The organism is Streptomyces sp. NPDC004721, assembly GCF_053601495.1.
In genome coordinates this window covers 219185-241041 of sequence record NZ_JBSGBZ010000007.1, presented here as the reverse complement: position 1 = coordinate 241041, position 21857 = coordinate 219185, and the positions used below count along the sequence as shown (strand labels likewise).

The following is a 21857-nucleotide window of genomic DNA, read 5'->3' as shown; positions in this document are numbered from 1 at the left end:
GCCGCGGCGATCTGGCACAACCACAAGACCGGACAGCCGGTCATGCGATCCCTGATCGCCTACGACCACTAATCACATCGGAATGACTCGTCTAGTGCCCCGGCAGGCAACGTTCGCCCGTCAAGGAGCGGCGTCCGGTGCGTGCTCTGGGGGTCCCCCCTGCTCGAAGAGCTTGGAGGAGTGCCGGCCGGAAGTCCTCGTACTGGACGTACTTGGGCTTTCGGCCGGTGCGGCGAGAGGGCGTGCCGGGCGTCGCGACGGGGCGAACGTTTCCTGTTGGGGCACTAGAACGCGGGCCGTTCCGGGTCCAGTCTGGCCAGGCCCTCCGCCGGGGACGACGCCTCCGCGAAGTGCCGCTTGGGGATCCGCCCGGCCAGCCGGGCCAGCCGCCCCGCCTCCACGGCGGACCGCATCGCCGCGGCCATCATCACCGGCTCCTGCGCCCGCGTCACCGCGGAGGCGAGCATCACCCCGGCACACCCCAGCTCCATGGCCAGCGCCACGTCCGAGGCCGTACCGGCCCCGGCGTCCAGGATCACCGGCACGCGCGCGTGCTCCACGATCAGCTGGAAGTTGTGCGGGTTGCGGATGCCGAGCCCGGACCCGATGGGCGAGCCCAGGGGCATGATCGCGGCGCAGCCCGCGTCCTCCAGCTTCCGCGCCAGCACCGGATCGTCGTTCGTGTACGGCAGCACCGTGAAACCGTCGTCGACCAGCGTCTCCGCCGCGTCCAGCAGCTCGATCGGGTCCGGCAGCAGCGTGCGCTCGTCGGCGATGACCTCCAGCTTGACGAGGTCCGTGCCCAGCGCCTCCCGCGCCAGCCGGGCGGTGAGCACCGCCTCACCCGCGGTGAAGCAGCCCGCCGTGTTGGGCAGCACCCGGATTCCGAGCGACTCCAGCACCGACAGCACGGAGCCGTGCACCGAGGGGTCCACCCGCCGCATCGCGACCGTGGTCAGCTCCGTGCCGGAGGCCGTGAGCGCCCGCTCCAGCACCTCCAGGCTGGGCGCGCCGCCGGTGCCCATGATCAGCCGGGAGGTGAAGGACGTACCACCGAGGACGAAGGGATCGTCGGCCATGGCTCAGCCTCCCTGGACGGCGGTCAGCACTTCGACGCGGTCGCCCTCGGCCAGGGCCGTGGACGACCACCACGCGCGCGGGACGACGGTCTCGTTGAGGGCGGCGGCCACCCCGGAGGGCGCCGGGCTCAGGGTCCGTACGACGGTGTCGAGGGAGGTGCCGGGCGTGACCCGGCGGGGCTCGCCGTTGACGGAGATGTTCATACGGGCTGCTCCGTGAGTGCCGTGGCGTGAAAACGCCTGGGGGAGAAGGGGCGGACCTCGTCCGGCAGCTCGCCGGTGGTCAGGACGTGCGCCATGGCGTCACCGGTGACCGGCGTGAGCAGCACGCCGTTGCGGTAGTGCCCGGTGGCCAGCAGCAGGCCGTCCAGCCCGGTCGGGCCGAGCAGCGGCGCGTTGTCGGGGGAGCCGGGCCGCAGCCCGGCCCGGGTCTCCGTGAGCGGCAGCTCGGTGATCCCGGGCACCAGCTCGTGCGCGTCGCGCAGCAGCTCGTACACGCCGCCCGCCGTCACCGTCGTGTCCCAGCCCAGCTCCTCGCTCGTGGCCCCCACGACCAGCTCGCCGCTGAGCCGCGGCACCAGGTAGACCTGGCTGCCGCGCACCACGGCCCGCACGGTACGGCTCAGGAACGGCGCGTACCGCTTCGGCACCGTCAGCCGCAGCACCTGCCCCTTCACCGGCCGCACCGGCGGCAGCACGTCATCCGGGACGCCCGCGAACCGTCCGCTGTGGCTGCCCGCAGCGAGCACCACCCGGTCCGCGGCCTGCGCGGTGCCGTCGCGCAGCACACAGCCCGTGGCGCGGTCGCGGGCGACGGTGATCCGCTCGGCCCAGCCGCGGTGGAAGCCCACGCCCGCCCGCTCGCAGGCCGCGACCAGGGCGCCGGCGAGCCGCCGCGGGTCGATCTGGTGGTCGCCGTCCACCCGCAGCCCGCCGCGCACGCCCGGCGCGAGCATCGGCTCGAGCCGGCGGCACTCCCGTCCGGACAGCCACTCGGAGCCCAGGCCCGAACGGCGCTGAAGGTCGTGCAGTTCCCGCAGGTGGGCGCGGTCGTCGGCGTCCAGTGCGACCGCGAGGGTGCCGCAGCGGCGGTAGCCGAGGTCGTGGCCGGTCAGCTCGGTCAGCTCGGCCACGAAGTCCGGGTAGCGGCGGGCGGAGGCCAGGTTGAGCCCGAGCAGGGTCTGCTCGCCGTAGTGCAGTTCGGTGACGGCGGCCAGCATCCCGGCGGCCACCTGTGCGGCCCCGCCGCCCGGCTCGGGGTCCACCACGGCCGTGGCGAACCCGCGCTGCGCCGAGCGCCAGGCCGTCACCAGCCCGATGATGCCGCCCCCCACGACGAGGACGTCTGACGTACGTGGCAACGACATGGGCGTCCAGCCCCTCCCTTCGCCGGCATGACCCGGATCAGGTTCGTACGGTCGGAGGCCGCCAGCCTCCCTCTCAGCCCGGTGCGTCCGGGCTCCCGCGAGTGCTTGTACGGTGGCCACCCTAGCCCGCAGAGCATTGCCCCGGTAAGGGAGCCTCCCGCCATGACCCGCCCGCCCGTCACCCGCCACGACTCTCGGGCGGGTGGCTCAGCCCAGCCCTCTTCCTCGCTCGACGGCCGCGTTCTCGCCCCGGTCGCCGACCAGGCCCCGGGCCAGGTGGGCACGCGCACCCGCTTCACGTATCACGAGCGGAACGGGGAGATCTGGGCCGAGTACGCGGGCGGCGACGTCGTACGCGGCCATCTGGTGGGTACCAGGGAAAGTGACCGGCTCGACTTCCGGTACGTCCAGCTCAAGCAGGACGGGACCACCTCCTCCGGGCACTGCGTGTCGACGGTGGTCGAACTGCCCGACGGGCGGGTGCGGTTGGAGGAGACCTGGCGCTGGGAGTCGCAGCCCGGCAGTGGGACGAGCGTGGTGGAAGAGGTTGTGGAGCAGGTCACCTCGCACGCCCCTGACTGACGGTTTGTCAGGTGACTTATGGTGATCAGGTGAGCGACCAGACGCAGGAACAGGGCACAACAGGGCCGCGGCGCGTGGTCGTCGCGGGCGCGGGCATGGCCGGCGTGCAGACCGCGGTCGCCCTGCGCGAGCAGGGCTTCACCGGCACCGTGACACTGATCGGCGCCGAACCCCACCAGCCCTACGACCGGCCGCCGCTGTCCAAGGCCGTCCTGCTCGGCAAGGCCGAGGGCTCCGCCTTCGACATCGACTTCGAGGCGCTCGGCCTCGAACTGCGGCTCGGCTGCGAGGCGCTGGCCGTGCGGCCCGACGCGCATGTGCTGGAGACCTCGGCGGGGCCGGTGCCGTACGACGTGCTCGTCCTGGCCACCGGTGCCGAACCGATCCGGCTGCCCGGCCTGGAGGGCGTCCCCGGGGTCCACCTGCTGCGCACCCTGGACGACGCCGAACGGCTGCGGCCGGTGCTCACCGAGCAGCACGACATCGTGGTCGTCGGGGCGGGCTGGATCGGCGCCGAGTTCGCCACCGCCGCGCGTGAGGCGGGCTGCGCCGTGACCGTCGTGGAGGCCGCGGACCGGCCGCTCGCGGGGGCGCTGCCCACGGAGGTGGCCGAGCCGATGACCGCCTGGTACGCCGACAGCGGCGCCGAACTGCGCACCCACGCGCGCGTGGAGCGCGTCGAACCCGGCGCGGTGGTGCTCGACGACGGCACGCGGCTGTCCGCGGGCGCCGTCGTGGTCGGCATCGGCGCGCGCCCCGCCACCGGCTGGCTGGCCGGCTCCGGCATCGAGCTGGGCCGGCACGGGGACGTGCTGGCCGACGACCACCTGCGCACGTCCGTGCCGGACGTGTACGCCGTCGGCGACTGCGCCTCCTTCCCCTCGGGAAGGTACGGCGAGCGCCTGCTGATCCACCACTGGGACAACGCGCTCCAGGGCCCGCGCACGGTCGCGGCCGACATCGTCGGCCTCACCCCCGTGGTCTACGACCCGGTGCCGTACTTCTGGTCCGAGCAGTTCGGGCGCTTCGTGCAGTACGCCGGCCACCACACGTCGGCCGACACCGTCGTCTGGCGCGGCGATCGCACCGGACCGGCATGGACGGTCTGCTGGCTCCGCGAGGGCCGGCTCGTCGCCCTGCTGGCCGTCGGCCGACCGCGGGATCTGGCACAGGGACGGCGGCTGATCGAGTCCGGCACACCCATGGATCCGCGACTGCTGGCGGACCCGGCGAAGCCTCTGAAGACGGCGACCGCGTGAGCCACGCGACCCCGGGTGGACGGGCCTGGCTTCCGAGTGTCAGTGGCAGATGGCACGCTTGTTTCCGTGACCGAGATTGACACAAAGATCGATGCTCTCGTCCCTGCCTGGCTCACCCTTCCCGACATCGCCGAACAGCTCGGCGTCGAGGTGACACGTGTGCGTCAGCTGGTCAAGGAGGGCCAGCTCATCGCCGTACGCCGGGGTGAGAACCGCGCACTGCACGTCCCCGCCGCCTTCATCGACGGCGACAAGGTCGTCAAGGGCCTGTCCGGCACCCTGACGCTCCTGAGGGACGACGGCTTCACGGTCGAAGAGATGATCGAATGGCTGTTCACCCCCGACCCGACCCTGCCGGGCACCCCCGCCCAGGCCCTGAGTGAGAACCGCGGCACAGAGGTGAAGCGCCGCGCCCAGGCCCTCGCCGTCTGACCCGGCCACCCGCCTGCGCACCCGGCCCCGGCCTCCGGCCGGGGCCTCGGTGTTCCCGCCGGCCGGGCCGGCGGGGCGGGTAGGGTCCGTCCGAGTGGTCGGACGAGCCACCCAACCGACGAGCCGGGGGGAACCCGCGTATGCCTGAGACCGCCGCCATGGCCGACGCCCGTGACCGGCTCGGTGACGCGCGCCTGTATCTGTGCACGGACGCCCGGAGGCGGCAGGGGGACCTGGCCGAGTTCCTGGACGCGGTGCTGGCGGCGGGCGTCGACATCGTGCAGTTGCGGGACAAGGGCATGGAGGCCGGGGAGGAGCTGGACCGGCTGGCGGTGTTCGCCGACGCCTGCGCCCGGCACGGCAAGCTGCTCGCGGTCAACGACCGGGCGGACGTCGCCCACGCGGTCCGTGCCGATGTGCTGCACCTGGGGCAGGGGGACCTTCCCGTGCCCGCCGCCCGCGCGATCCTCGGCGACGGCGTCCTGATCGGCCGGTCCACGCACGCCGAGGACGAGGCCGCCGCCGCGGCCGTGCAGGACGGCGTCGACTACTTCTGCACCGGACCCTGCTGGCCCACGCCCACCAAGCCCGGCCGTCCCGCGCCCGGCCTCGACCTGGTCCGGTACACCGCTTCGCTCGGCACCGACCGGCCCTGGTTCGCCATCGGCGGCATCGGCCTCGGCAACCTGGACCAGGTCCTGGAGGCCGGCGCCCGCCGTGTCGTCGTGGTCCGGGCGATCACCGAGGCCGACGACCCCGGAGCGGCGGCGGCCGAGTTCGCCGCGCGGCTGAGGGAGGCGGGGTAGGGGGCGGCGCGACACAGCCGGACGCGGCGGCCGGTCGTCTCATGACCCGGACAGCCGACCCGGCGCGACCCGCTCATTTCCGGCCCCGTTGTCCGAAGGGTGGACAAGAAGCCGACAATTCACGCAAATTTCCGGGGCTCGGTTGGGAGTCCGCCGCGCCCTGGATAGCCTGCCAGTATGGCCCTCGGAACCGCATCCACCAGGACTGATCGCGCGCGCACCGTGCGTGACATGCTCGCCACCGGCAAGAGCACGTACTCCTTCGAGTTCTGGGCGCCGAAGACGGCGAAGGGCGAGCGCAGCCTGTGGAACGCGCTGCGCAGGATCGAGGCCGTCGCCCCCGACTTCGTCTCGGTGACGTACGGCGCCGGCGGCTCCACCCGTGCGGGCACGGTGAGGGCGACCGAGCAGATCGTGTCCGACACCACGCTCACCCCTGTGGCGCACCTCACTGCCGTCAACCACTCCGTGGCGGAGCTGCGCAACATCATCGGCCAGTACGCCGACGCCGGGATCCGCAACATGCTCGCCGTGCGCGGCGACCCGCCCGGCGACCCGATGGGCGAGTGGGTCCCTCACCCTCGCGGACTCACGTACGCCGCCGAACTCGTCCGGCTCATCAAGGAGTCGGGCGACTTCTGCGTCGGCGTGGCGGCCTTCCCCGAGATGCACCCGCGCTCAGCCGACTGGGACACCGACGTCGCGCACTTCGTCGACAAGTGCCGTGCGGGCGCCGACTACGCCATCACGCAGATGTTCTTCGATCCGGAGTCGTACCTCCGCCTGCGCGACCGCGTCGCCGCGGCCGGTTGCGCGACACCCGTCATTCCCGAGATCATGCCGGTCACGAGTGTGAAGATGCTCGAGCGGCTGCCTCAACTCAGCAACGCCGCCATCCCGGACGACCTCAAAGAGCGGATCCGCGCGGCGGAGGGCGATCCGGCGGCGGTACGCTCCCTTGGGATCGAGTTCGCCACCGAGTTCTGCGCACGGCTGCAGGCCGAGGGAGTGCCCGGGCTGCACTTCATCACGCTCAACAACTCCACGGCGACGCTGGAAATCTACGAAAACCTGGGTCTGCACCACCGGCCGCGGACCTAGACCGGCCGCACCCGCGTACGACACACTGCGTAGCGGCCACTGGGAGAGGGGCGTACATGGGCTGGACGGTCCTCTACATCGCGTTCGGCATCGTCGCGCTGTGGCTGCTGGGCGAGGTGCTGCTGCAGTACAAGGCACGGTTGCGCTGGCGGCTGCTGGCCTTCGCCGGCTTCCTCTGCGTCGTCCTCGGGGTCCTGATCCCGTCCGTCGTCGTGATCGGTCTGGGCGCGGCCGCCTTCGCGGTCGGCCAGACCTACGTCACGCTGTCCTTCCGGCGCGGCTTCGCGGAGGGCTGGGCGGTCAACCGTCCCGGCGCCGAAGGCGGCAAGCCGCGCCGTCGCGGCAAGGCCGAGCACCAGGACCCGACCCTGGAGGTCTCCGACCTCGAGGTGTCCGACGGCGAGACCGGCACCATGGAGACCCTGCCCGGCCACGACGGCCTGTCCTACGGCCACGGCCACGGCGACGACGGCGACGACGTCTTCACCCCCGCCCGCCCGACGCAGCCCGCGGCCGCCGAGGCCACCGCCGTGTACGAGCCGCAGCCCCTGCCCGACGACACCGGTTCCTACGGCGTCTACGGAGACTCGGCCCACCGGGGCGGCACGCAGTCGCCCTACCCGGGGGCCGGCCAGACCCAGGACCAGTACGCCACCGCGGCCCAGGGCGCCGACCAGAGCCACACGTACGACTACTCCGGCTACGGGCAGCAGGGTTACGGCTACGACGCCTCCGGCCAGCAGCAGTACGCCGCCTACTCCGACCCGTACGCCGGCACCCAGACCTACGGCGGCGGCTCCTACGACACCGGCTACGGCGGCCAGCAGGACTACGGCCAGCAGGGCTACGGCACCCAGGACGCCTACGCCGGCGGCTACGGCGGCGAGACCCCGGCCGGCGGGGTGTGGGTGCCGCAGCAGCGCACCGACGAGTCCTACGGCGGCGAACTCCCGCAGGAGCAGCAGCCCTACCCGTACCAGGGCAACAACCACGGTCAGCCGCAGCACGGCACGGGCTTCGACGAGCAGTACCGCTTCTGAACGCTCCCCGGCTCACTGGGAGCCGCGGAACTCCGGTCCTTCCACGATCAGCCCGGCCACCAGCGCCCCCGACATCCCGGCGTGTGGCAGCCCGCCCCCGGGGTGCGACCAGCCGCCCACGGTGAACAGGCCGGCGAGTCCCGTGGTGTTCGCCGGGTGCAGCAGGCGCCCCCGAGCGCCCGCGAGCGCCGGCGCGGGGACGGCCCCGCCCTCCGCGCCCGTCACCCGGGCGATGTCGGCCGGGGTGCGCACCTCGTGCCAGAGCAGGCGGTCGCGGAGCCCGGGTATCGCCCGCGAGGCGACGGCGATCATGCGGTCGGCTTGCTTCTGCGGATCCCCGGAGGCGGACGCCGGGACCGTCGCCGTGAGCGTGACCGCCTCGTGCTCCGGGTCCGGGACCAGCGCAGGGTCGCCGGGGCGCGACACCGCGACCGTGGGCCGCTCGGGCAGCCCGGGGGCCGTACCGAACAGCGCGTCGAGTTCGGCCGCGCGGTCCTCGGCGTGCACCACGGTCCGGTGGGCCGTCCCCTCGGGGCGGCCGCCGCGAAGCGCCAGCAGCACGGTCAGGCGGCTGGGCTCACCGGGCTGCGGTGGCACCTCGCCCGCACCCCGCAGGGCCGTCCCCCGGACCATGCCGTCCAGCGTCCGGGGAGGCACGCCGGCGACCACGAACTCCGCCTCGGCCACGGTCCCGTCGGCAAGCTCCACGCCCGCCGCCCGGCCGTCCTTGCCGACGATCCCCGTGACCTCGGTGCCGAGGGCGAACTCGACCCGGCGGGCCAGGCACCGCTCGTACACCGCGCGCGCCAGTTCGCGCAGACCGCCGCGCACGTACCAGGTGCCGAAGGCGTGGTCCAGGTACGGCAGTACGGCCGCGCTCGCCGGGGCGGTCCGCGGATCGAGGCCGTACGCGAGCGCGTGGCTCTCCAGGAGGGCGGCCAGGCGCGTGTCGCGCAGCTCCCAGGCACCGACCTCGGCGAGCGTGCCGGCCTGCCGGGTGCGCAGCAGGCGCTTGTGCGGCACCGCCGGGTAGGGCTCACGCTCGGCCAGCACCTGCCAGTTGGGCCACAGCGGCTCCTCCAGGAGCGGGCGGCGGGCGCGGTCCCAGGCCTCGCGGGCCCGCACCAGGAAGTCGCCCCAGCGCCGTCCGGCACCCGCGCCGAGGGCTTCGTCCAGAGCGGCGACGACGCCCGCACGCGAGACGTTCGGCAGGGACACCTCGGTGCCGTCGGCGAAGACGTGCCGCGCGGACGGGTCCACCTGGACCAGTTCGACGAGATCCTGCAGAGGCTCCTTGCCGGTCTTGACGAACAGATCGCGGTAGACCGCGGGCAGCGGGAGCAGCCCGGGGCCGGTGTCAAAGGCGAAACCGTCCCGCTCGAAACGGCGCAACGCGCCGCCGTACGTCTCCGTACGCTCGTACACCGTCACCCGGTGGCCCGCGACGGCCAGCCGGGCGGCGGTCGCCATCGCGCCCATCCCGGCGCCGATCACCGCAATCCGTGCCATGAGCGCGACTTTATCGACCGCCACCGACAATCCCGGCCACGGGGGCGTTGACCAGCGGCTTCCCGGATGCGCGGGGCCGCGGGCGCGGTCAGCCCGGCGGTGACCCCGCCTCGGCCGCGAGCCGGCGTCTCTCCTCCCGGCGCTGGGCCCGGCGGCGCAGGAAACGGCGGATCCGGGAGACCAGGAAGGCGACGATCACGGCCCCGGCGAGCAGCAGGACGCCCGCGATGACCGCCGCGGCCACCGGATGGAAGATCGCGAAGGTGACGAGTCCGGCCACTCCGAGGTCCTCGGCCAGGCTCACGACCATGTTGCTCACCGGCTCGGGAGAGGTGTTGACCGCCATCCGCGTCCCGGCCTTCACCAAGTGGCTGGCCAGCGCCGTACCGCCGCCGACCAGGCCCGCCGTGACGTCCGACAGCGAGCCGCTCTGCCCCGCGAGCAGTGCGCCCACCCAGGCCCCGGCGACCGGGCGGATCACGGTGTGCGCCGTGTCCCACACCGAGTCCACGTAGGGGATCTTGTCGGCGACCGCCTCGAGAAGGAACAGCACGCCCGCCGCGATCACCACCTCCGGCCGCTGCAGGGTGCCGGGGACGTCGTCGCTCAGTCCCGTCGCGCCGAACACACCGAGCAGCAGCACCACCGCGTACGCGTTGATGCCGCTGGCCCAGCCGCTTGTGAACACCATGGGGAGTACGGACACGGAGGCGATCGTAGCCAGCGGGCCGCCCGGCGTCCTGGGTGCGGGCACGCAGGACTGAGTATCCGTACCTAGCAAGCGAGATGAGTACGCGCGCGGATGGGCCGCGGACCGCGCGAACGAGAGAGTGGGGAGCACGGAAGGGGGCACGGCGCCGGCACCGCCGACACGGGGCGGCGGAACGGCGCGGCCCTCGACCGCTCCTTCCGTCGGCCCAGGCCGCCGGGAGCGAGGCACGGGGGAGCCCGGGGGAAACGACCGGACGGGGCTCGACGGGGGTACGGGAAACGCCGGTGCGCGGTGGCCCGCGGGGGACGCGGCCAGGGCGCACCGGCGTTTTCGCGCGCCCGGCCCGAGTGCGCCTGACGGCCGCGGCCTCAGAGGCGCCCGCTGACCCGTCCCTGAAGGAGCCGGGACAGGGCCGCGTGCACGTCGTCCAGGGAACGCTGGGGCTGGAAGGACTTCCAGTCCAGCGCGGCCACCAGCACCATGCCGACCAGCGCGGCCGCGGTCAGCGGCACGTCGACGTCCTCGCTGAACTCCCCGTGTGCCATGCCCTCGCGCAGCACGCCCTCGACGACCGCGACCGCCTCCTGCCGCACCACCAGGAGCGTGGACTGCCAGGACCGGTTGGTGCGCCACATCTCGGCCACGTAGAGCTGGGTGAAGGCCGGGTAGCGGTCGATGAAGACGAGCCCGGCGCGGACCATGGCGTCCAGGGCGTCCACCCGGCTGCCGCCCTCCCGGGCCGTCCGCTCGGCCGCCTCGCGCAGGGAGGCGGTGAGCAGTCCCACGCCGTGCCGCAGCAGCTCCTCGAAGAGGACGGACTTGCTGGCGAAGTTGTAGTAGACCGTGCCCTTGGCGACCCCCGCCCGCTCGGCGATCTCGTCCACCGTGGTGGCGGAGAACCCCTGCTCGGCGATGAGGGTCACGGCCGCCTCGTAGAGCTTCTGCCGGGTGGCCTCGCGGCGGGTACGGCCGCCCGGCGTGGCGCTGCTGCGTTCCATGGCCCTGATTGTCACAGGTCGGCACCTCCCGGAGGGCGCGGAAGGGGACGCCGGCGGCGGCTCGCGGGGTCGCGCCCCGCGAGCCGCCGACCCCGCGCCCCCGAACGTACGGTCGAAGCAAAATCCCAGGTCAGAACGGATTGTCAGTGCCATACCTCACGATGGGCACATACGGCACCCGTGCCGTCACCCAGACGACAGGAGGTTCGTCATGGCCAACTCGTCCGCAGCAGCCGCCCGTCGGCACCGCGCCACCGGCCCTGCCCCCTCACTGACCGGCCCGGCGAGCGACGTGCACCCCGTCCCGCGCCGCTCCTCGGCCCCTCCCGCCGCCCTCGGCCTGCTCGCCCAGGCCCGCGCGGGCCTGGCGGAGGCCACCGCCCACCGCACCCCGAACGAGCGGTACGCGACGGCCCACCTCGCCGCGCTGCGCACCGCCGCCGCCGTACTCGCCGCGCGGGGCCGCCCGGATCCCACCCCGCGCCGCCGGGCCCGCATCAGGAGCGCCTGGGAAGTGCTCCCCGAGATCGCGCCCGAACTCGCCGAGTGGAGCGCGCTGTTCGCCGCGGGCGCCGCGCGCCGCGCCCGCGCCGAGGCCGGGATCCGGGGCGCGGCCGGCCAGCGGGACGCCGACGACCTGATACGGGATGTGGCGATGTTCATCCGCCTGGTCGAACGCATGCTCCTCCTCCAGCCGGTCCTGCCCCAGCCCCGCCCCGACACCGACCCCCCGGCCGGGGCGGGCGAACCAACCGGAACGAACCCCTCCCACCCCGAACGCACCCCGTCCCGCAACCTGCCGGACGCGGGCTGAAACCCACGGCACGCGCCCGTACGGCAGTTGCCGCCCCGGCGAACCGCCACGGCGGGGCGGCGACCGGGGCGGCGGCGGAGCCGAGCGGCAGGTCGGGGGCTGGAGGCAATAGGGTGGAAGGCGCCTGAAGCCCTTCCAGTTCCCGTGCGCCGGGCGGGGAGGGGCAGCCCGATCGCTCCGCCGTGCAAGAGGCGGTGCCGCGCCGAGGAGTCAACTGCCGTGTCGGACCCGATGCGCCCGCCCGCCTCCCACCACCCTCACCCGACGTCGCCGCGCTCCGACCCCTCTCGCCCCCGCGCTTCTCTCCGCACCGCCGTGGTCTGGGAGGTCCTGCACGACGCCCTCGACCGCCGGGTCAAGGCCACGGGCCGGGAGTCCCTGGACGTCCTCGACACCGGCGGCGGCAGCGGCAACTTCGCCGTGCCCGCCGCCCGGCTCGGCCACCGGGTCACCGTCGTCGACCCCAGTCCCAACGCGCTGTTCGCGCTGGAGCGCCGTGCCGCCGAGGCCGGCGTGGCCGACCGGGTGCGGGGCGTCCAGGGCGACGCCCGCGGCCTCTTCGACGTGGTCGAGCGCGGCGGCTACGACGCGGTGCTGTGCCACGGCGTCCTGGAATACGTCGACGACCCCGCCGAGGGCGTGCGCAACGCGGTGGCCGCCCTGCGCGCCGAGGGCGTCCTGAGCGTGCTCGCCGCCGGTCTTGGCGGCGCCGTGCTCGCGCGGGCCCTCGCCGGGCACTTCAAGGAGGCCCGGCAGGCGCTAGACGACCCCGACGGGCGCTGGGGCGAGGGCGACCCGGTGCCGCGCCGCTTCACCGCCGAGCAGCTCACCGCGCTCGTCGAGGGCGCGGGCCTGCGGGTGGGCGCCGTGCACGGGGTGCGGATCTTCGCCGACCTGGTGCCCGGCGTGCTCGTGGACACCGAGCCCGGAGCACTGGACGCCCTGCTGAAGCTGGAGGCGGCGGCGGCCGAGCGGCCCGCGTTCCACTCCGTGGCCACACAGCTCCACGTACTCGGTGAGACCCGGGGCGCGGCGGAGGACTGAGCCGCTTCACGGGGCGGGCCGCCGACCGGCCCTTCGGCCGGGCATGCAGTCCGCCACAGGCCACCCGGTCGGCCGCTTCGCGCCGTATGATCGAGGGAGACCGTCCGGCATGACGGCCCGCCCGCCGGGGAATGGAAGCCTCAGCGGACCGGGACGGACATGGCGGATTCCGGTTGGCCAATTGGCGCAGAGGGGCGGGTTTCACGGGGGCGATTCCCTGCCTATCCTGAAGGGACCCCCCGAGTCGCCCCGGCGACTGCACGATGAGGAGGACTCCGTGCCGCTCTCGGAGCACGAGCAGCGCATGCTCGAGCAGATGGAGCGAGCGCTGTACGCCGAAGATCCCAAGTTCGCGTCGGCGCTCGAGGGAAGCGGGCTGCGTACGTACACCCGGCGGCGGGTCTACCAGGCGGTCGTGGGCTTCCTCGTAGGTATCGCGCTCCTCATGGCAGGAATGGTCGTCCAGCAGCTCATCTGGGTCAGTGTGGTGGGCTTCCTGGTCATGCTGGGCTGCGCCGTACTGGTCGTGACCGGCTGGCGCAAGGCGCCCAAGCCGGGCGAGCAGGCCGCCGCAGGCCCGCAGGCCCGCCGTCCGGCCCGTCAGAAGCGTTCGATGATGGACCGCATCGAGGAGCGCTGGCAGCGCCGCCGGGACGAGCAGGGCGGCCGCTAGCCCGCCGTGCACCACAGCCCTTGCACGAGGGGGTGACCACCATCGGTGGTCACCCCCTCGTGCGTGTCCGGGAGCCGGCACGGGCGCCGGTCACCTCAGCCGGGGCTCCCGGTCAGCCGGAGCCTCACCGGGAGCCCCGGCCGGAGGCCTCGGCAGGGCCCCTCAGCCGGAGGCCTCGGCCCGGTCCCCCGAGCCCTGCTGCTCCGACGGTCCGCGCAGCCTCGCCCGGGCTGCGGCGACCCGGGCACTGACACGGGACCTGAGCGCGTTCCACCAGGCCGACGTCGCCCAGACCACGCGCACCATGGAGCGCGGGGCGAGTGCGGCCCGCAGCCCGGTGCGCCGGGACGCCGTGTCCCGCAGGCCGCCGGCGACCCGCCGGACGTCCTCGGCCAGCCCCGCCACCGGACGCGGGCGCGGCGCGTAGAGGACTTGCTCCACGGCGTCCGCCAGCCGGTGCGCCGAGGCGGCGGCCACCTCATCGAGGCGCCCCAGGCGGACGATCCGGGCGGCCGCCTTGCGCGGGGTCTGCGACTCGTCCGGCAGGATCCCGAAGTCCCAGGCGGTGTCGCCCAGTTCCTGCCAGACCGCCAGGATGTGCGGCCCCGCGTCCGCCTCGCCGCGCCCGTGCGCGCCCAGCCGCACGGCGCGCATCCGCCGGCGCCACAGCAGCGGCGACAGCGGCAGGGCGAGGACCAGCAGGCCGCCCAGCGTCCACCCCAGGACGGCGTACCACTTCGGGCCATCGTCGCCCTGGACCTGCACGGCTTGCGCGGACGGGCCACCGCACTCCTGGAGCCGCCGCAGTTCCGGCGGGCAGCTCTGGTTCGCCGACGGCGCGGCGGAGGGCGCCGTGCTCGCGTCCTCGGACGGCGTCGTCGGCTCCGGCAGGCGGGTGCCCGGCGTGTCCGACTGGGTGTACGTCGGCACCGAGCCGCGCGTGGGGGTCGGTTCGAAGCGGGTCCAGCCGACGCCCTCGAAGTACAACTCGGGCCAGGCGTGGGCGTCTTTCAGACCCACCGCCATGGTGCCGTCGCTCTGCGCGGTGCCGGGCGCGAAGCCCACCGCGACCCGGGCCGGTATGCCAAGCGTGCGGGCCATGGCGGCCATCGCGAAGGAGAAGTGCACGCAGAAGCCGCGCTTGTCCTTCAGGAACCGCGAGATGGCCTGCGGTCCGCTGCCCGCCTCGACCTGCGTGTCGTACTGGAAGCCGCCGCCGAGGGTGAACCAGTCCTGGAGCTCGACCGCCTGCTCGTAGTGGTTCGTCGCGCCCTCGGTGACCCGGCGGGCGGTGCTCGCGACGTCCGCCGGCAGCGACTTGGGCACCTTGGTGTACTCGTGCCTCAGCGCCGCCGACGGTTCCGGCGCCGCGGCGAGCTGCTCGGCGGTCGGCCGCACCTGAAGGCTCTTCACCTCGTAGGTCAGTCCGCGCGTGTTCTGCCCGTGGTCGCCGACGAGGGTCATGCCCACGGGCTCGTAGCGCCAACTGCCCTTGATCCGCACGGCGCTCGGCGGGTACGGCATCGGCAGCCAGTCCTGGCCGTACCAGTCCGCCGCCGAGATCGTCGTGGTGATCTCCGTGCGTTTGACGTCGCCGTCCAGGCCCAGGGGGGCGGGCAGCGGGTCGGGTACGCCGACGATGTGCCGCTGGGACGGCTTCCAGGTGGTGCCGTCGAAGTCGTCCAGGGACACGATCCGCAGGTACAGGTTCGAGGTGTCGGACGTGTCCGTGCGCAGGGTGATGACCGTGCGGTCCTCGTCGACGTTCAGGCTGTCGCGCAGCGACACCAGCGGGTTGACCGCGGAGATCGTGCCGCCGTTGCCGCTGCCCGAGCCGACCCCGGTTCCGGCGGCGCCGAGCAGCCCGCCCTGCATCGCCGGGAGGCCGAGCGGCACCACAAGGGCGATGCCGAGGGCGAGGGCGCCGATCCGGCGCCCGGTGCGCACGGGCGCGGTCGCGCCGCCCGGCTCGCCGCTCACCGGGCGCGATGCCCCGGAGAACACCCGCCCCCACTGCGAGAGCCGGTCCCGGCCCTCGACCAGCAGCAGCATCAGATAGCCGGCGGCCGCGATCAGGAACCACCACCAGCCGGTGCCGCCGTCGGACAGGCCCGCGGCCACGGAGTACACGGCGAGCAGCGGCAGGCCGGCGGGGGCCGCGCTGCGGAAGGTCACCGCGAGCGTGTCCACGATCAGCCCGATCAGCAGGACGCCGCCCACGAGCATCAGGCGGATGCCGTCGGTCTGTGGCGCCGGGATGGCGTACCGCCCGACGTCGTCCGCGCCCTCCCGCAGCAGTTCGGCCAGGTGCCGGAAGGCCTCCGGGCCCGGGATCAGCCCGGCGAAGGCCTGCCCCCGGGCGAAGACCAGGGTGAGCAGCATCAGTGTGGCCAGGGCCTGCGCCGCGACGGTCAGCGGCCGGGCCAGCGGCACCCGTCGGGTCACCGCGCCGACCCCCGACTGCACCGCCAGCAACAGGATGGCCTGGAGGATCCACGAGGCGGGGGATACCAGCGGCAGCAGCGCGGACGACGCCGCCAACGTCGCCGCCGCCGCACACAGCGCCAACCGTGTCCGCCCGCTCATACCCACCCCTCCCCGTCGCCGGTGCCGTTCGCGGGTACGTGGCGCTGGTCCTGACGCCGGTTCGGGGCCGTCCGGTTCGTTACGTTGCTCATGGTCATCGCGCTGGTGCCGTTCGCGGGCACGTCGCGCCGGACCTGGCGTCGGTCTGGGATCGTCCGGTTCGTCGCGCCGTTCATGGCCATCGCGCCGGTTCTGCTCGCGGGTATGCCGCGCCGGTCCCGGCGTCGGTATGCTGCCGTCCGGGTCGTCATGCCGCTCATGGTCATCGCGCTGGTGCCGTTCGCGGGTACGTGGCGCTGGTCCTGGAGCTGGTCCGGGGTCGCCTGGTTCGTCACGCCGTTCATGACCATCCCCCGCCCAGCCCCGTTCCGCCGGCCGCGCCCGCGCTGGTGCGCTCCTGGTCCGCGCGGCGCCACAGCTCGTCCGGGCCGGTGCCCCGGGGCACCGGCACGGCCGTCCAGCCCGCGTCGCGCAGCAGCCGGAGGCGGTCGTCGGCCTGCGACACGGGCCCCGGTACGTCGCCCGGCTCCCGGACCCAGGTCTCGCTGTCCAGGACGAAGGCGACCGCTCCGCCGCTGCGCTGCCGCATCTTGGCCGCGACCCCGGCCTGCGCCTCGTCGAGGTCGCCGAGGAAGGCCACCAGCAGTCCCTCGTTGCCGCCGCGCAGCACGTCGTAGGCGCGGGACAGACCCGCCCCGTCGGAGTGGTCGATCACGGCGAGGGTGTCCATCATCAGCCCGGCCGAGTCCGCCGACTCCTGGCTGGTGCCCGCGAACCCGGCGCCGCCCTCGCCGGGCACGGAGTTGCCGGTGTCGGTCAGCAACCGCACCGAGAAGCCCCGCTCCAGCATGTGCACCAGGACCGACGCGGCGCCGGACACGGCCCACTCGAAGGCCGAGTCGGGGCCCGCGCCCCGGTAGGCGAGCGCCCGGGTGTCGAGGAGCACCGTGCAGCGGGCGCGCTGCGGCTGCTCCTCGCGGCGCACCATCAGCTCACCGTAGCGCGCGGTGGACCGCCAGTGCACACGGCGCAGATCGTCGCCGTAGCGGTACCCGCGCGGGATGACGTCGTCCTCGCCGGCCAGCGCCAGCGAGCGCTGCCGTCCGTCGCCGTACCCCTTGGCCTCCCCGCTCAGGCGCACCGGTGACAGCGGCTCCACCCGCGGGATCACGGTCAGGGTGTCGTGGGCCGAGAAGGAACGGGTCAGTTCGCACATCCCGAAGGGGTCGGTCAGCCGCAGTTGCAGCGGGCCCAGCGGGTACCGTCCGCGCAGGTCGGAGCGGACCCGGTAGGACACCTCGCGGCGCCCGCCCGGCTCGACCCGGTCGAGCACGAACCGGGGCCGCGGCCCGAGCACGTACGGCACCCGGTCCTGGAGCATCAGCAGCCCGGTGGGCAGCCGCGAGACGTTGTCCATCCGCAGATGCACCCGGGCCTCGCTGCCGGCGGGCACGCGCGCGGGGGAGAGCCGGCGGCTGCCGGCGACCCGGTAGCGCGTGCGGAAGAGCACCGTGGCGCACACCAGCGGCAGCGCCGCCAGCAGCAGCCCGACCCGCAGCAGGTCGCTCTGACCGAGGACGTAGGCGCAGATCGCGGCGGCGATTCCGGCGGCCAGGAAGGAGCGCCCGCGGGTGGTCAGACCGGCCAGCGCGGTGCGGACGCCGCCCCGCTCCCTGCGGTCGTCGTGCGCGTGCGCCGTCCCCGCGTCGGACATCACAGGCTCCGCGGCGGCTGCTGGCCGTACACGGGCGCGCCCCGGCCCAGGCCGAAGCCGCCGGACTGCTGGGGCGCCGCGGGCACCGGGGTGCGCTGGAGGATCTCCTGGACGACCTGTTCGGCGGTGCGGCGGTTGAGCTGGGCCTGGGCGGTGGGCAGCAGCCGGTGGGCCAGGACGGCCACGGCCAGCGCCTGCACATCGTCCGGCAGCGCGTACTCCCGGCCGCTCAGCGCGGCGGACGCCTTCGCCGCGCGCAGCAGGTGCAGCGTCGCGCGCGGCGAGGCGCCGAGTCTGAGGTCGGGATGGGTACGGGTGGCGGAGACCAGGTCCACCGCGTACCGCCGCACCGTCTCGGCGACGTGCACCCCGCGCACGGCCTCGATCAGTTTCACGATCTCGTGCGCGTGCGCCACCGGCTGGAGGTCGTCCAGCGGGCTCACCCCGCCGTGCACGTCCAGCATCTGCAACTCGGCGTCCGGACTCGGGTATCCGATGGACACCCGGGCCATGAAGCGGTCGCGCTGGGCCTCGGGCAGCGGATAGGTGCCCTCCATCTCGACCGGGTTCTGCGTGGCCACCACCATGAACGGCGAGGGCAGTTCGTAGGTCTGCCCGTCGATGGTGACCTGCCGCTCCTCCAAGGACTCCAGCAGCGCGGACTGGGTCTTGGGCGAGGCCCGGTTGATCTCGTCGCCGATCACGATCTGCGCGAAGATGGCGCCCGGCTTGAACTCGAAGTCCCGGCGCTGCTGGTCCCAGATGGACACGCCGGTGATGTCCGACGGCAGCAGGTCGGGCGTGAACTGGATACGCCGCACCGAACAGTCGATGGACCGCGCCAGCGCCTTGGCGAGCATCGTCTTGCCCACCCCTGGAACGTCCTCGATCAGAAGATGCCCCTCGGCGAGCAGCACGGTCAGCGAAAGCCGTACGACCTCGGGCTTGCCCTCGATCACTTCTTCCACCGAACGGCGGACCCGCTCCACCGTGGCGGTCAGATCGGCCCCCACTCTCGACTCCGCTCGAGCGGGGGCACCCCCATGGCTCGCTCGATCGTCATAGGTCGTCACCCGGCGGCCCTCCTCGGCCCTTCCCCACGCTCGTCGGCGAGCGGGGGATACCCCAACTTTCCGGGCCGACGCTCTGCTGTGCGGACCGGCCCACCCCGAATCAGGCACCACGCGTGAATCGTTCCGCGTGAGGCCACCCCCGCATTCTTGCCGCCGTTACCGATTCGTGTCACTCGCCTGTGGACAACTGGCCGCGATTTGTCGGGTCTTGCGGCTTTCGCTGGTGACGGAGGCATGCCGCGCACCGGACTCCCGGTGCGCGTGCGGCGGTCAGGCGGGGTCGATCTCGCGCAGCAGGCCCGTCCTGACGTCGAAGACGAAACCGCGTACGTCGTCGGTGTGCAGCAGGAACGGCGAGGTGCGGACGCGCTGCATCGACTGCCGCACGTCCTGGTCCACGTCCCGGAAGGCCTCCACGGCCCAGGCCGGACGCTGCCCGACCTCCATCTCCAGGTCGTGCCGGAACTCCTCGGTGATGGACTGCATGCCGCAGTTGGTGTGGTGGATCAGCACGATGCTGCGGGTGCCCAGGGCACGCTGGCTGATGGTGAGCGAGCGGATGACGTCGTCCGTGACCACACCGCCCGCGTTGCGGATGGTGTGGCAGTCGCCGAGTTCCAGGCCGAGCGCGGCGTGCAGGTCGAGGCGGGCGTCCATGCAGGCCACGACGGCGACCCTCAGTACGGGCCGGGCGTCCATCCCCGGATCGGTGAACGCGGCGGCGTACTGCTGGTTGGCCTCCGCGAGACGGTCGGTGACGGTGCCACGCCGGTCTATGGCGTCCTCGGACCCGGCGGGAACTGATGCAGAAGTCGTCATACTCATGACGTTAGTGGGCGTCGGGGCCCGGGTCCTGTTGTGAGACGGTACAAAGAACCCCGTCATGGCTTGTTGTGAGGGACCCCACACGCAGGGCGAATCCACACCCGTACGAGTGAATTTTCTTCTTGCCGTGCGGCCGCTACTCCGTCGGGCGACGCGCAGGCCGGTTGATTGACCGCGAGACAGGGTGCACTAAAGTGACGCGAAGCGGGAGGCGTGGCCCTCCCTGCTGGACTGCATTCCCGACAGGCCCCGGCCCACGCGCCGGCGGTCTCCCCACGTGCGCGGCGCGTACGTACGGCTCGGCCTCCTCCCGCTTCCGGTCGGCTGACGCTTCCGGCGCCGGCAGGCCCTTTTCTTTCCTGAGCGGTCGGGGACCCGGCGGTGCGTGCGGGACGCGCCGGACTGAGAGGGCTCCTTGAGCGACAGCCGACACGTCCCCGTGATGCTCCAGCGGTGCCTGGATCTGCTGGCGCCCGCCCTGGAGCGGCCGGGAGCGGTGGTCGTCGACTGCACCCTCGGCCTCGGCGGACACAGCGAGGCGCTGCTCACCCGCTTCCCCGAGGCGCGGCTGGTGGCCCTCGACCGCGACAAGGAGGCCCTGCGCCTGTCCGGCGAGCGCCTGGCCCCCTTCGGCGACCGGGCCACCCTGGTGCACGCCGTCTACGACGAGCTGCCCGACGTGCTCGACCGGCTGGGCGTCCCGCGCGTGCGGGGCGTCCTGTTCGACCTCGGGGTGTCCTCGATGCAACTCGACGAGGCCGACCGCGGCTTCGCCTACGCCCAGGACGCCCCCCTGGACATGCGCATGGACCAGAGCACCGGGATGAGCGCCGCCGAGGTCCTCAACACCTACCCGCCCGGCGAGCTGGTCCGCATCCTGCGGGCGTACGGCGAGGAGAAGCAGGCCAAGCGGATCGTGGCCGCCGTCGTGCGCGAGCGCGAGAAGGAGCCGTTCACCAACAGCGCCCGGCTGGTGGAGCTGATCCGCGACGCGCTGCCGCAGGCCGCCAAGCGCACCGGCGGCAACCCGGCCAAGCGCACCTTCCAGGCGCTGCGGATCGAGGTCAACGGCGAACTCGCCGTGCTGGAGCGGGCGATCCCGGCCGCGGTGAAGGCGCTGGACGTCGGCGGGCGGATCGCCGTGCTGTCGTACCACTCCCTCGAGGACCGCCTGGTCAAGCACGTGTTCGCGGCCGGCGCCGCGTCGAGTGCGCCCCCCGGGCTCCCGGTCGTGCCCGAGCGCTACCAGCCCCGGCTCAAGCTGCTCACCCGCGGTGCCGAACTTCCCACCGAGGAGGAGATCGCCGAGAACCGGCGGGCGGCGCCGGCCCGGCTGCGCGGCGCCGAGCGCGTCAGGGAGGACGTCGAGTGAGCCAGGGGGACCAGTGAGCAGGAAACCCGTACTGAGGGGCCGTGCCGCCCGGCTCGCCCGGCTCTTCCCGGTCGGCCGGGGCCAGGCCGCCCGGACCCCGTTCGTCCTCCTCGTCGTGCTCCTGCTCGGCGGCGGCCTCATCGGGCTGCTGATGCTGAACTCCGCCCTCAGCGAAGGCGCGTTCCAGCGGGAGGCGCTCCAGAAGGACGCCAAGAACCTCACCGACGAGGAGCAGGCCCTCCAGCGGGACATCGACTCCTACTCCGCCCCGGACGCCCTCCAGCGCCGCGCCCGGCAACTGGGCATGGTGCCCGGCGGCGACCCGGCCTTCCTGGGCGCCGACGGGACCGTCAAGGGCGTCCCCTCGGCCGCCCCCACGCCGCCCCCCGCGCAGGAGACGCCGCTGTCGCTCCTGCCGCCCGCGGCGCTCGCCCTCTCGCCGTCCGCCACGGACGGCGCCGCCCCGGCAGCCGCGGACCTGGCACCGCCACCGGCCCAGGGACCCGTCCCGACCCCGGAGAACACCACCCCGGCCGTCCCGGCCGCCCCTCCTCCCGCCCCGACCCCGACCCCCGGCAGGTGACGGACGTGACCGACAGCGAACCGCCGCGCCGTCCGGTTCCCGGGCTGTCCGGGTCTGACGTGCCTGACAGGGTCCCGCCGAGTCGCCGGGTGCCTGGCCGGTCCGGGGCTGTCGGGCAGGGGGTTCGGCTGGGTTCGGTTTCTGGGGGTGTCGTGTCTGCCGCCTCGGCGGTCGGGGCTGTGTCTTGGCTCGCTCCGACCCGGGCTTTCGGCAGGTTGGCGGATGTGCCCGGTGGGGAACCGCCATGCCGTCCGGTTCCCGGCCTGTCCGGGTCTGACGTGCCCGACC

Annotated in this window: 22 protein-coding genes and 1 riboswitch; of the genes, 11 read left to right on the top strand and 11 right to left on the bottom strand. The window is 73.7% G+C overall.

The window, feature by feature from the left end:
- Window positions 1–284 precede the first annotated feature (284 nt).
- The 3 genes from ACWEK3_RS08890 to thiO form a co-directional block, all read right to left on the bottom strand.
- Entirely contained in the window at window positions 285–1079 is a 795-nt protein-coding gene (locus ACWEK3_RS08890; RefSeq protein WP_365430767.1) for a thiazole synthase, read from the bottom strand.
- 3 nt (window positions 1080–1082) lie between these two features.
- On the bottom strand, window positions 1083–1283 hold the full coding sequence (gene thiS / locus ACWEK3_RS08885; RefSeq protein ID WP_453249273.1) for a sulfur carrier protein ThiS: 201 nt from the start codon (window positions 1281–1283) through the stop codon (window positions 1083–1085).
- Window positions 1280–2446: a glycine oxidase ThiO gene (gene thiO / locus ACWEK3_RS08880; protein WP_453249272.1), complete on the bottom strand. Its 1167-nt coding sequence runs from the start codon at window positions 2444–2446 to the stop codon at window positions 1280–1282. Before thiO ends, thiS begins: the two co-directional genes overlap by 4 nt.
- Window positions 2444–2555, bottom strand: a riboswitch (TPP riboswitch). (Overlaps the previous gene by 3 nt.)
- Before the next feature lie 53 nt (window positions 2556–2608).
- Here thiO and ACWEK3_RS08875 point away from each other — a divergent pair.
- From ACWEK3_RS08875 to ACWEK3_RS08850, 6 genes are all read left to right on the top strand, one after another.
- A complete protein-coding gene (locus ACWEK3_RS08875; protein WP_450544646.1) occupies window positions 2609–3028 on the top strand; it encodes a hypothetical protein in 420 nt (139 codons plus the stop codon).
- Between the two features lie 29 nt (window positions 3029–3057).
- Window positions 3058–4287, top strand: coding sequence for an NAD(P)/FAD-dependent oxidoreductase (locus ACWEK3_RS08870; RefSeq protein WP_453249271.1), 1230 nt, complete (start codon window positions 3058–3060; stop codon window positions 4285–4287).
- Between the two features lie 66 nt (window positions 4288–4353).
- A complete protein-coding gene (locus tag ACWEK3_RS08865) occupies window positions 4354–4719 on the top strand; it encodes a helix-turn-helix domain-containing protein (RefSeq protein WP_141361701.1) in 366 nt (121 codons plus the stop codon).
- Between the two features lie 140 nt (window positions 4720–4859).
- Window positions 4860–5525 carry a thiamine phosphate synthase gene (thiE, locus tag ACWEK3_RS08860; RefSeq protein ID WP_453249270.1) on the top strand — a complete coding sequence of 222 codons (666 nt, stop codon included), beginning with the start codon at window positions 4860–4862 and terminating at the stop codon, window positions 5523–5525.
- 177 nt (window positions 5526–5702) lie between these two features.
- On the top strand, window positions 5703–6626 hold the full coding sequence (metF, locus tag ACWEK3_RS08855; protein WP_453249269.1) for a methylenetetrahydrofolate reductase [NAD(P)H]: 924 nt from the start codon (window positions 5703–5705) through the stop codon (window positions 6624–6626).
- A gap of 56 nt (window positions 6627–6682) precedes the next feature.
- Window positions 6683–7666: an SCO2102 family sporulation regulator gene (locus tag ACWEK3_RS08850; protein WP_450544651.1), complete on the top strand. Its 984-nt coding sequence runs from the start codon at window positions 6683–6685 to the stop codon at window positions 7664–7666.
- Between the two features lie 12 nt (window positions 7667–7678).
- On the opposite strand, the gene ACWEK3_RS08845 is transcribed toward ACWEK3_RS08850, so the two are convergent.
- The 3 genes from ACWEK3_RS08845 to ACWEK3_RS08835 form a co-directional block, all read right to left on the bottom strand.
- Window positions 7679–9175, bottom strand: a complete 1497-nt coding sequence (locus ACWEK3_RS08845) for a phytoene desaturase family protein (protein ID WP_453249268.1) — start codon at window positions 9173–9175, stop codon at window positions 7679–7681.
- Window positions 9176–9263: 88 nt separating this feature from the next.
- Window positions 9264–9881, bottom strand: coding sequence for a DUF4126 domain-containing protein (locus ACWEK3_RS08840; protein ID WP_453249267.1), 618 nt, complete (start codon window positions 9879–9881; stop codon window positions 9264–9266).
- A 374-nt stretch (window positions 9882–10255) separates the two neighbouring features.
- Window positions 10256–10885, bottom strand: a complete 630-nt coding sequence (locus ACWEK3_RS08835) for a TetR/AcrR family transcriptional regulator (protein WP_450544656.1) — start codon at window positions 10883–10885, stop codon at window positions 10256–10258.
- A gap of 211 nt (window positions 10886–11096) precedes the next feature.
- On the opposite strand from ACWEK3_RS08835, the gene ACWEK3_RS08830 reads away from it, so the two are divergent.
- From ACWEK3_RS08830 to ACWEK3_RS08820, 3 genes are all read left to right on the top strand, one after another.
- On the top strand, window positions 11097–11699 hold the full coding sequence (locus tag ACWEK3_RS08830) for an SAV_6107 family HEPN domain-containing protein (RefSeq protein ID WP_453249266.1): 603 nt from the start codon (window positions 11097–11099) through the stop codon (window positions 11697–11699).
- 219 nt (window positions 11700–11918) lie between these two features.
- Entirely contained in the window at window positions 11919–12743 is an 825-nt protein-coding gene (locus tag ACWEK3_RS08825) for a class I SAM-dependent methyltransferase (protein ID WP_450544660.1), read from the top strand.
- Window positions 12744–13020: 277 nt separating this feature from the next.
- Entirely contained in the window at window positions 13021–13416 is a 396-nt protein-coding gene (locus ACWEK3_RS08820; RefSeq protein ID WP_376395352.1) for a DUF3040 domain-containing protein, read from the top strand.
- 162 nt (window positions 13417–13578) lie between these two features.
- Here ACWEK3_RS08820 and ACWEK3_RS08815 read toward each other — a convergent pair whose 3' ends face one another.
- The 5 genes from ACWEK3_RS08815 to ACWEK3_RS08795 all read right to left on the bottom strand — a co-directional run bounded on the left by ACWEK3_RS08815 (window position 13579) and on the right by ACWEK3_RS08795 (window position 19608).
- A complete protein-coding gene (locus tag ACWEK3_RS08815) occupies window positions 13579–16002 on the bottom strand; it encodes a transglutaminase TgpA family protein (RefSeq protein ID WP_450544662.1) in 2424 nt (807 codons plus the stop codon).
- Window positions 15999–16346: a hypothetical protein gene (locus ACWEK3_RS08810; RefSeq protein WP_453249265.1), complete on the bottom strand. Its 348-nt coding sequence runs from the start codon at window positions 16344–16346 to the stop codon at window positions 15999–16001. The genes ACWEK3_RS08815 and ACWEK3_RS08810 overlap by 4 nt, the downstream gene beginning before the upstream one ends.
- Window positions 16343–17716 (bottom strand): DUF58 domain-containing protein, encoded by a 1374-nt coding sequence (locus tag ACWEK3_RS08805; RefSeq protein WP_453249264.1) that lies wholly within the window; start codon window positions 17714–17716, stop codon window positions 16343–16345. The genes ACWEK3_RS08810 and ACWEK3_RS08805 overlap by 4 nt, the downstream gene beginning before the upstream one ends.
- Complete coding sequence (locus tag ACWEK3_RS08800; protein ID WP_450544668.1) at window positions 17716–18789, bottom strand: AAA family ATPase; 1074 nt, start codon at window positions 18787–18789, stop codon at window positions 17716–17718. Before ACWEK3_RS08800 ends, ACWEK3_RS08805 begins: the two co-directional genes overlap by 1 nt.
- Window positions 18790–19059: 270 nt before the next feature.
- Entirely contained in the window at window positions 19060–19608 is a 549-nt protein-coding gene (locus tag ACWEK3_RS08795; protein ID WP_361423855.1) for a beta-class carbonic anhydrase, read from the bottom strand.
- A 421-nt stretch (window positions 19609–20029) separates the two neighbouring features.
- Between ACWEK3_RS08795 and rsmH the strand changes: the two genes are divergently transcribed.
- Both rsmH and ACWEK3_RS08785 read left to right on the top strand, forming a co-directional pair.
- A complete protein-coding gene (rsmH, locus tag ACWEK3_RS08790) occupies window positions 20030–20986 on the top strand; it encodes a 16S rRNA (cytosine(1402)-N(4))-methyltransferase RsmH (RefSeq protein ID WP_376547122.1) in 957 nt (318 codons plus the stop codon).
- Window positions 20987–20999: 13 nt separating this feature from the next.
- Entirely contained in the window at window positions 21000–21569 is a 570-nt protein-coding gene (locus ACWEK3_RS08785) for a septum formation initiator family protein (RefSeq protein ID WP_450544671.1), read from the top strand.
- Window positions 21570–21857 lie beyond the last annotated feature (288 nt).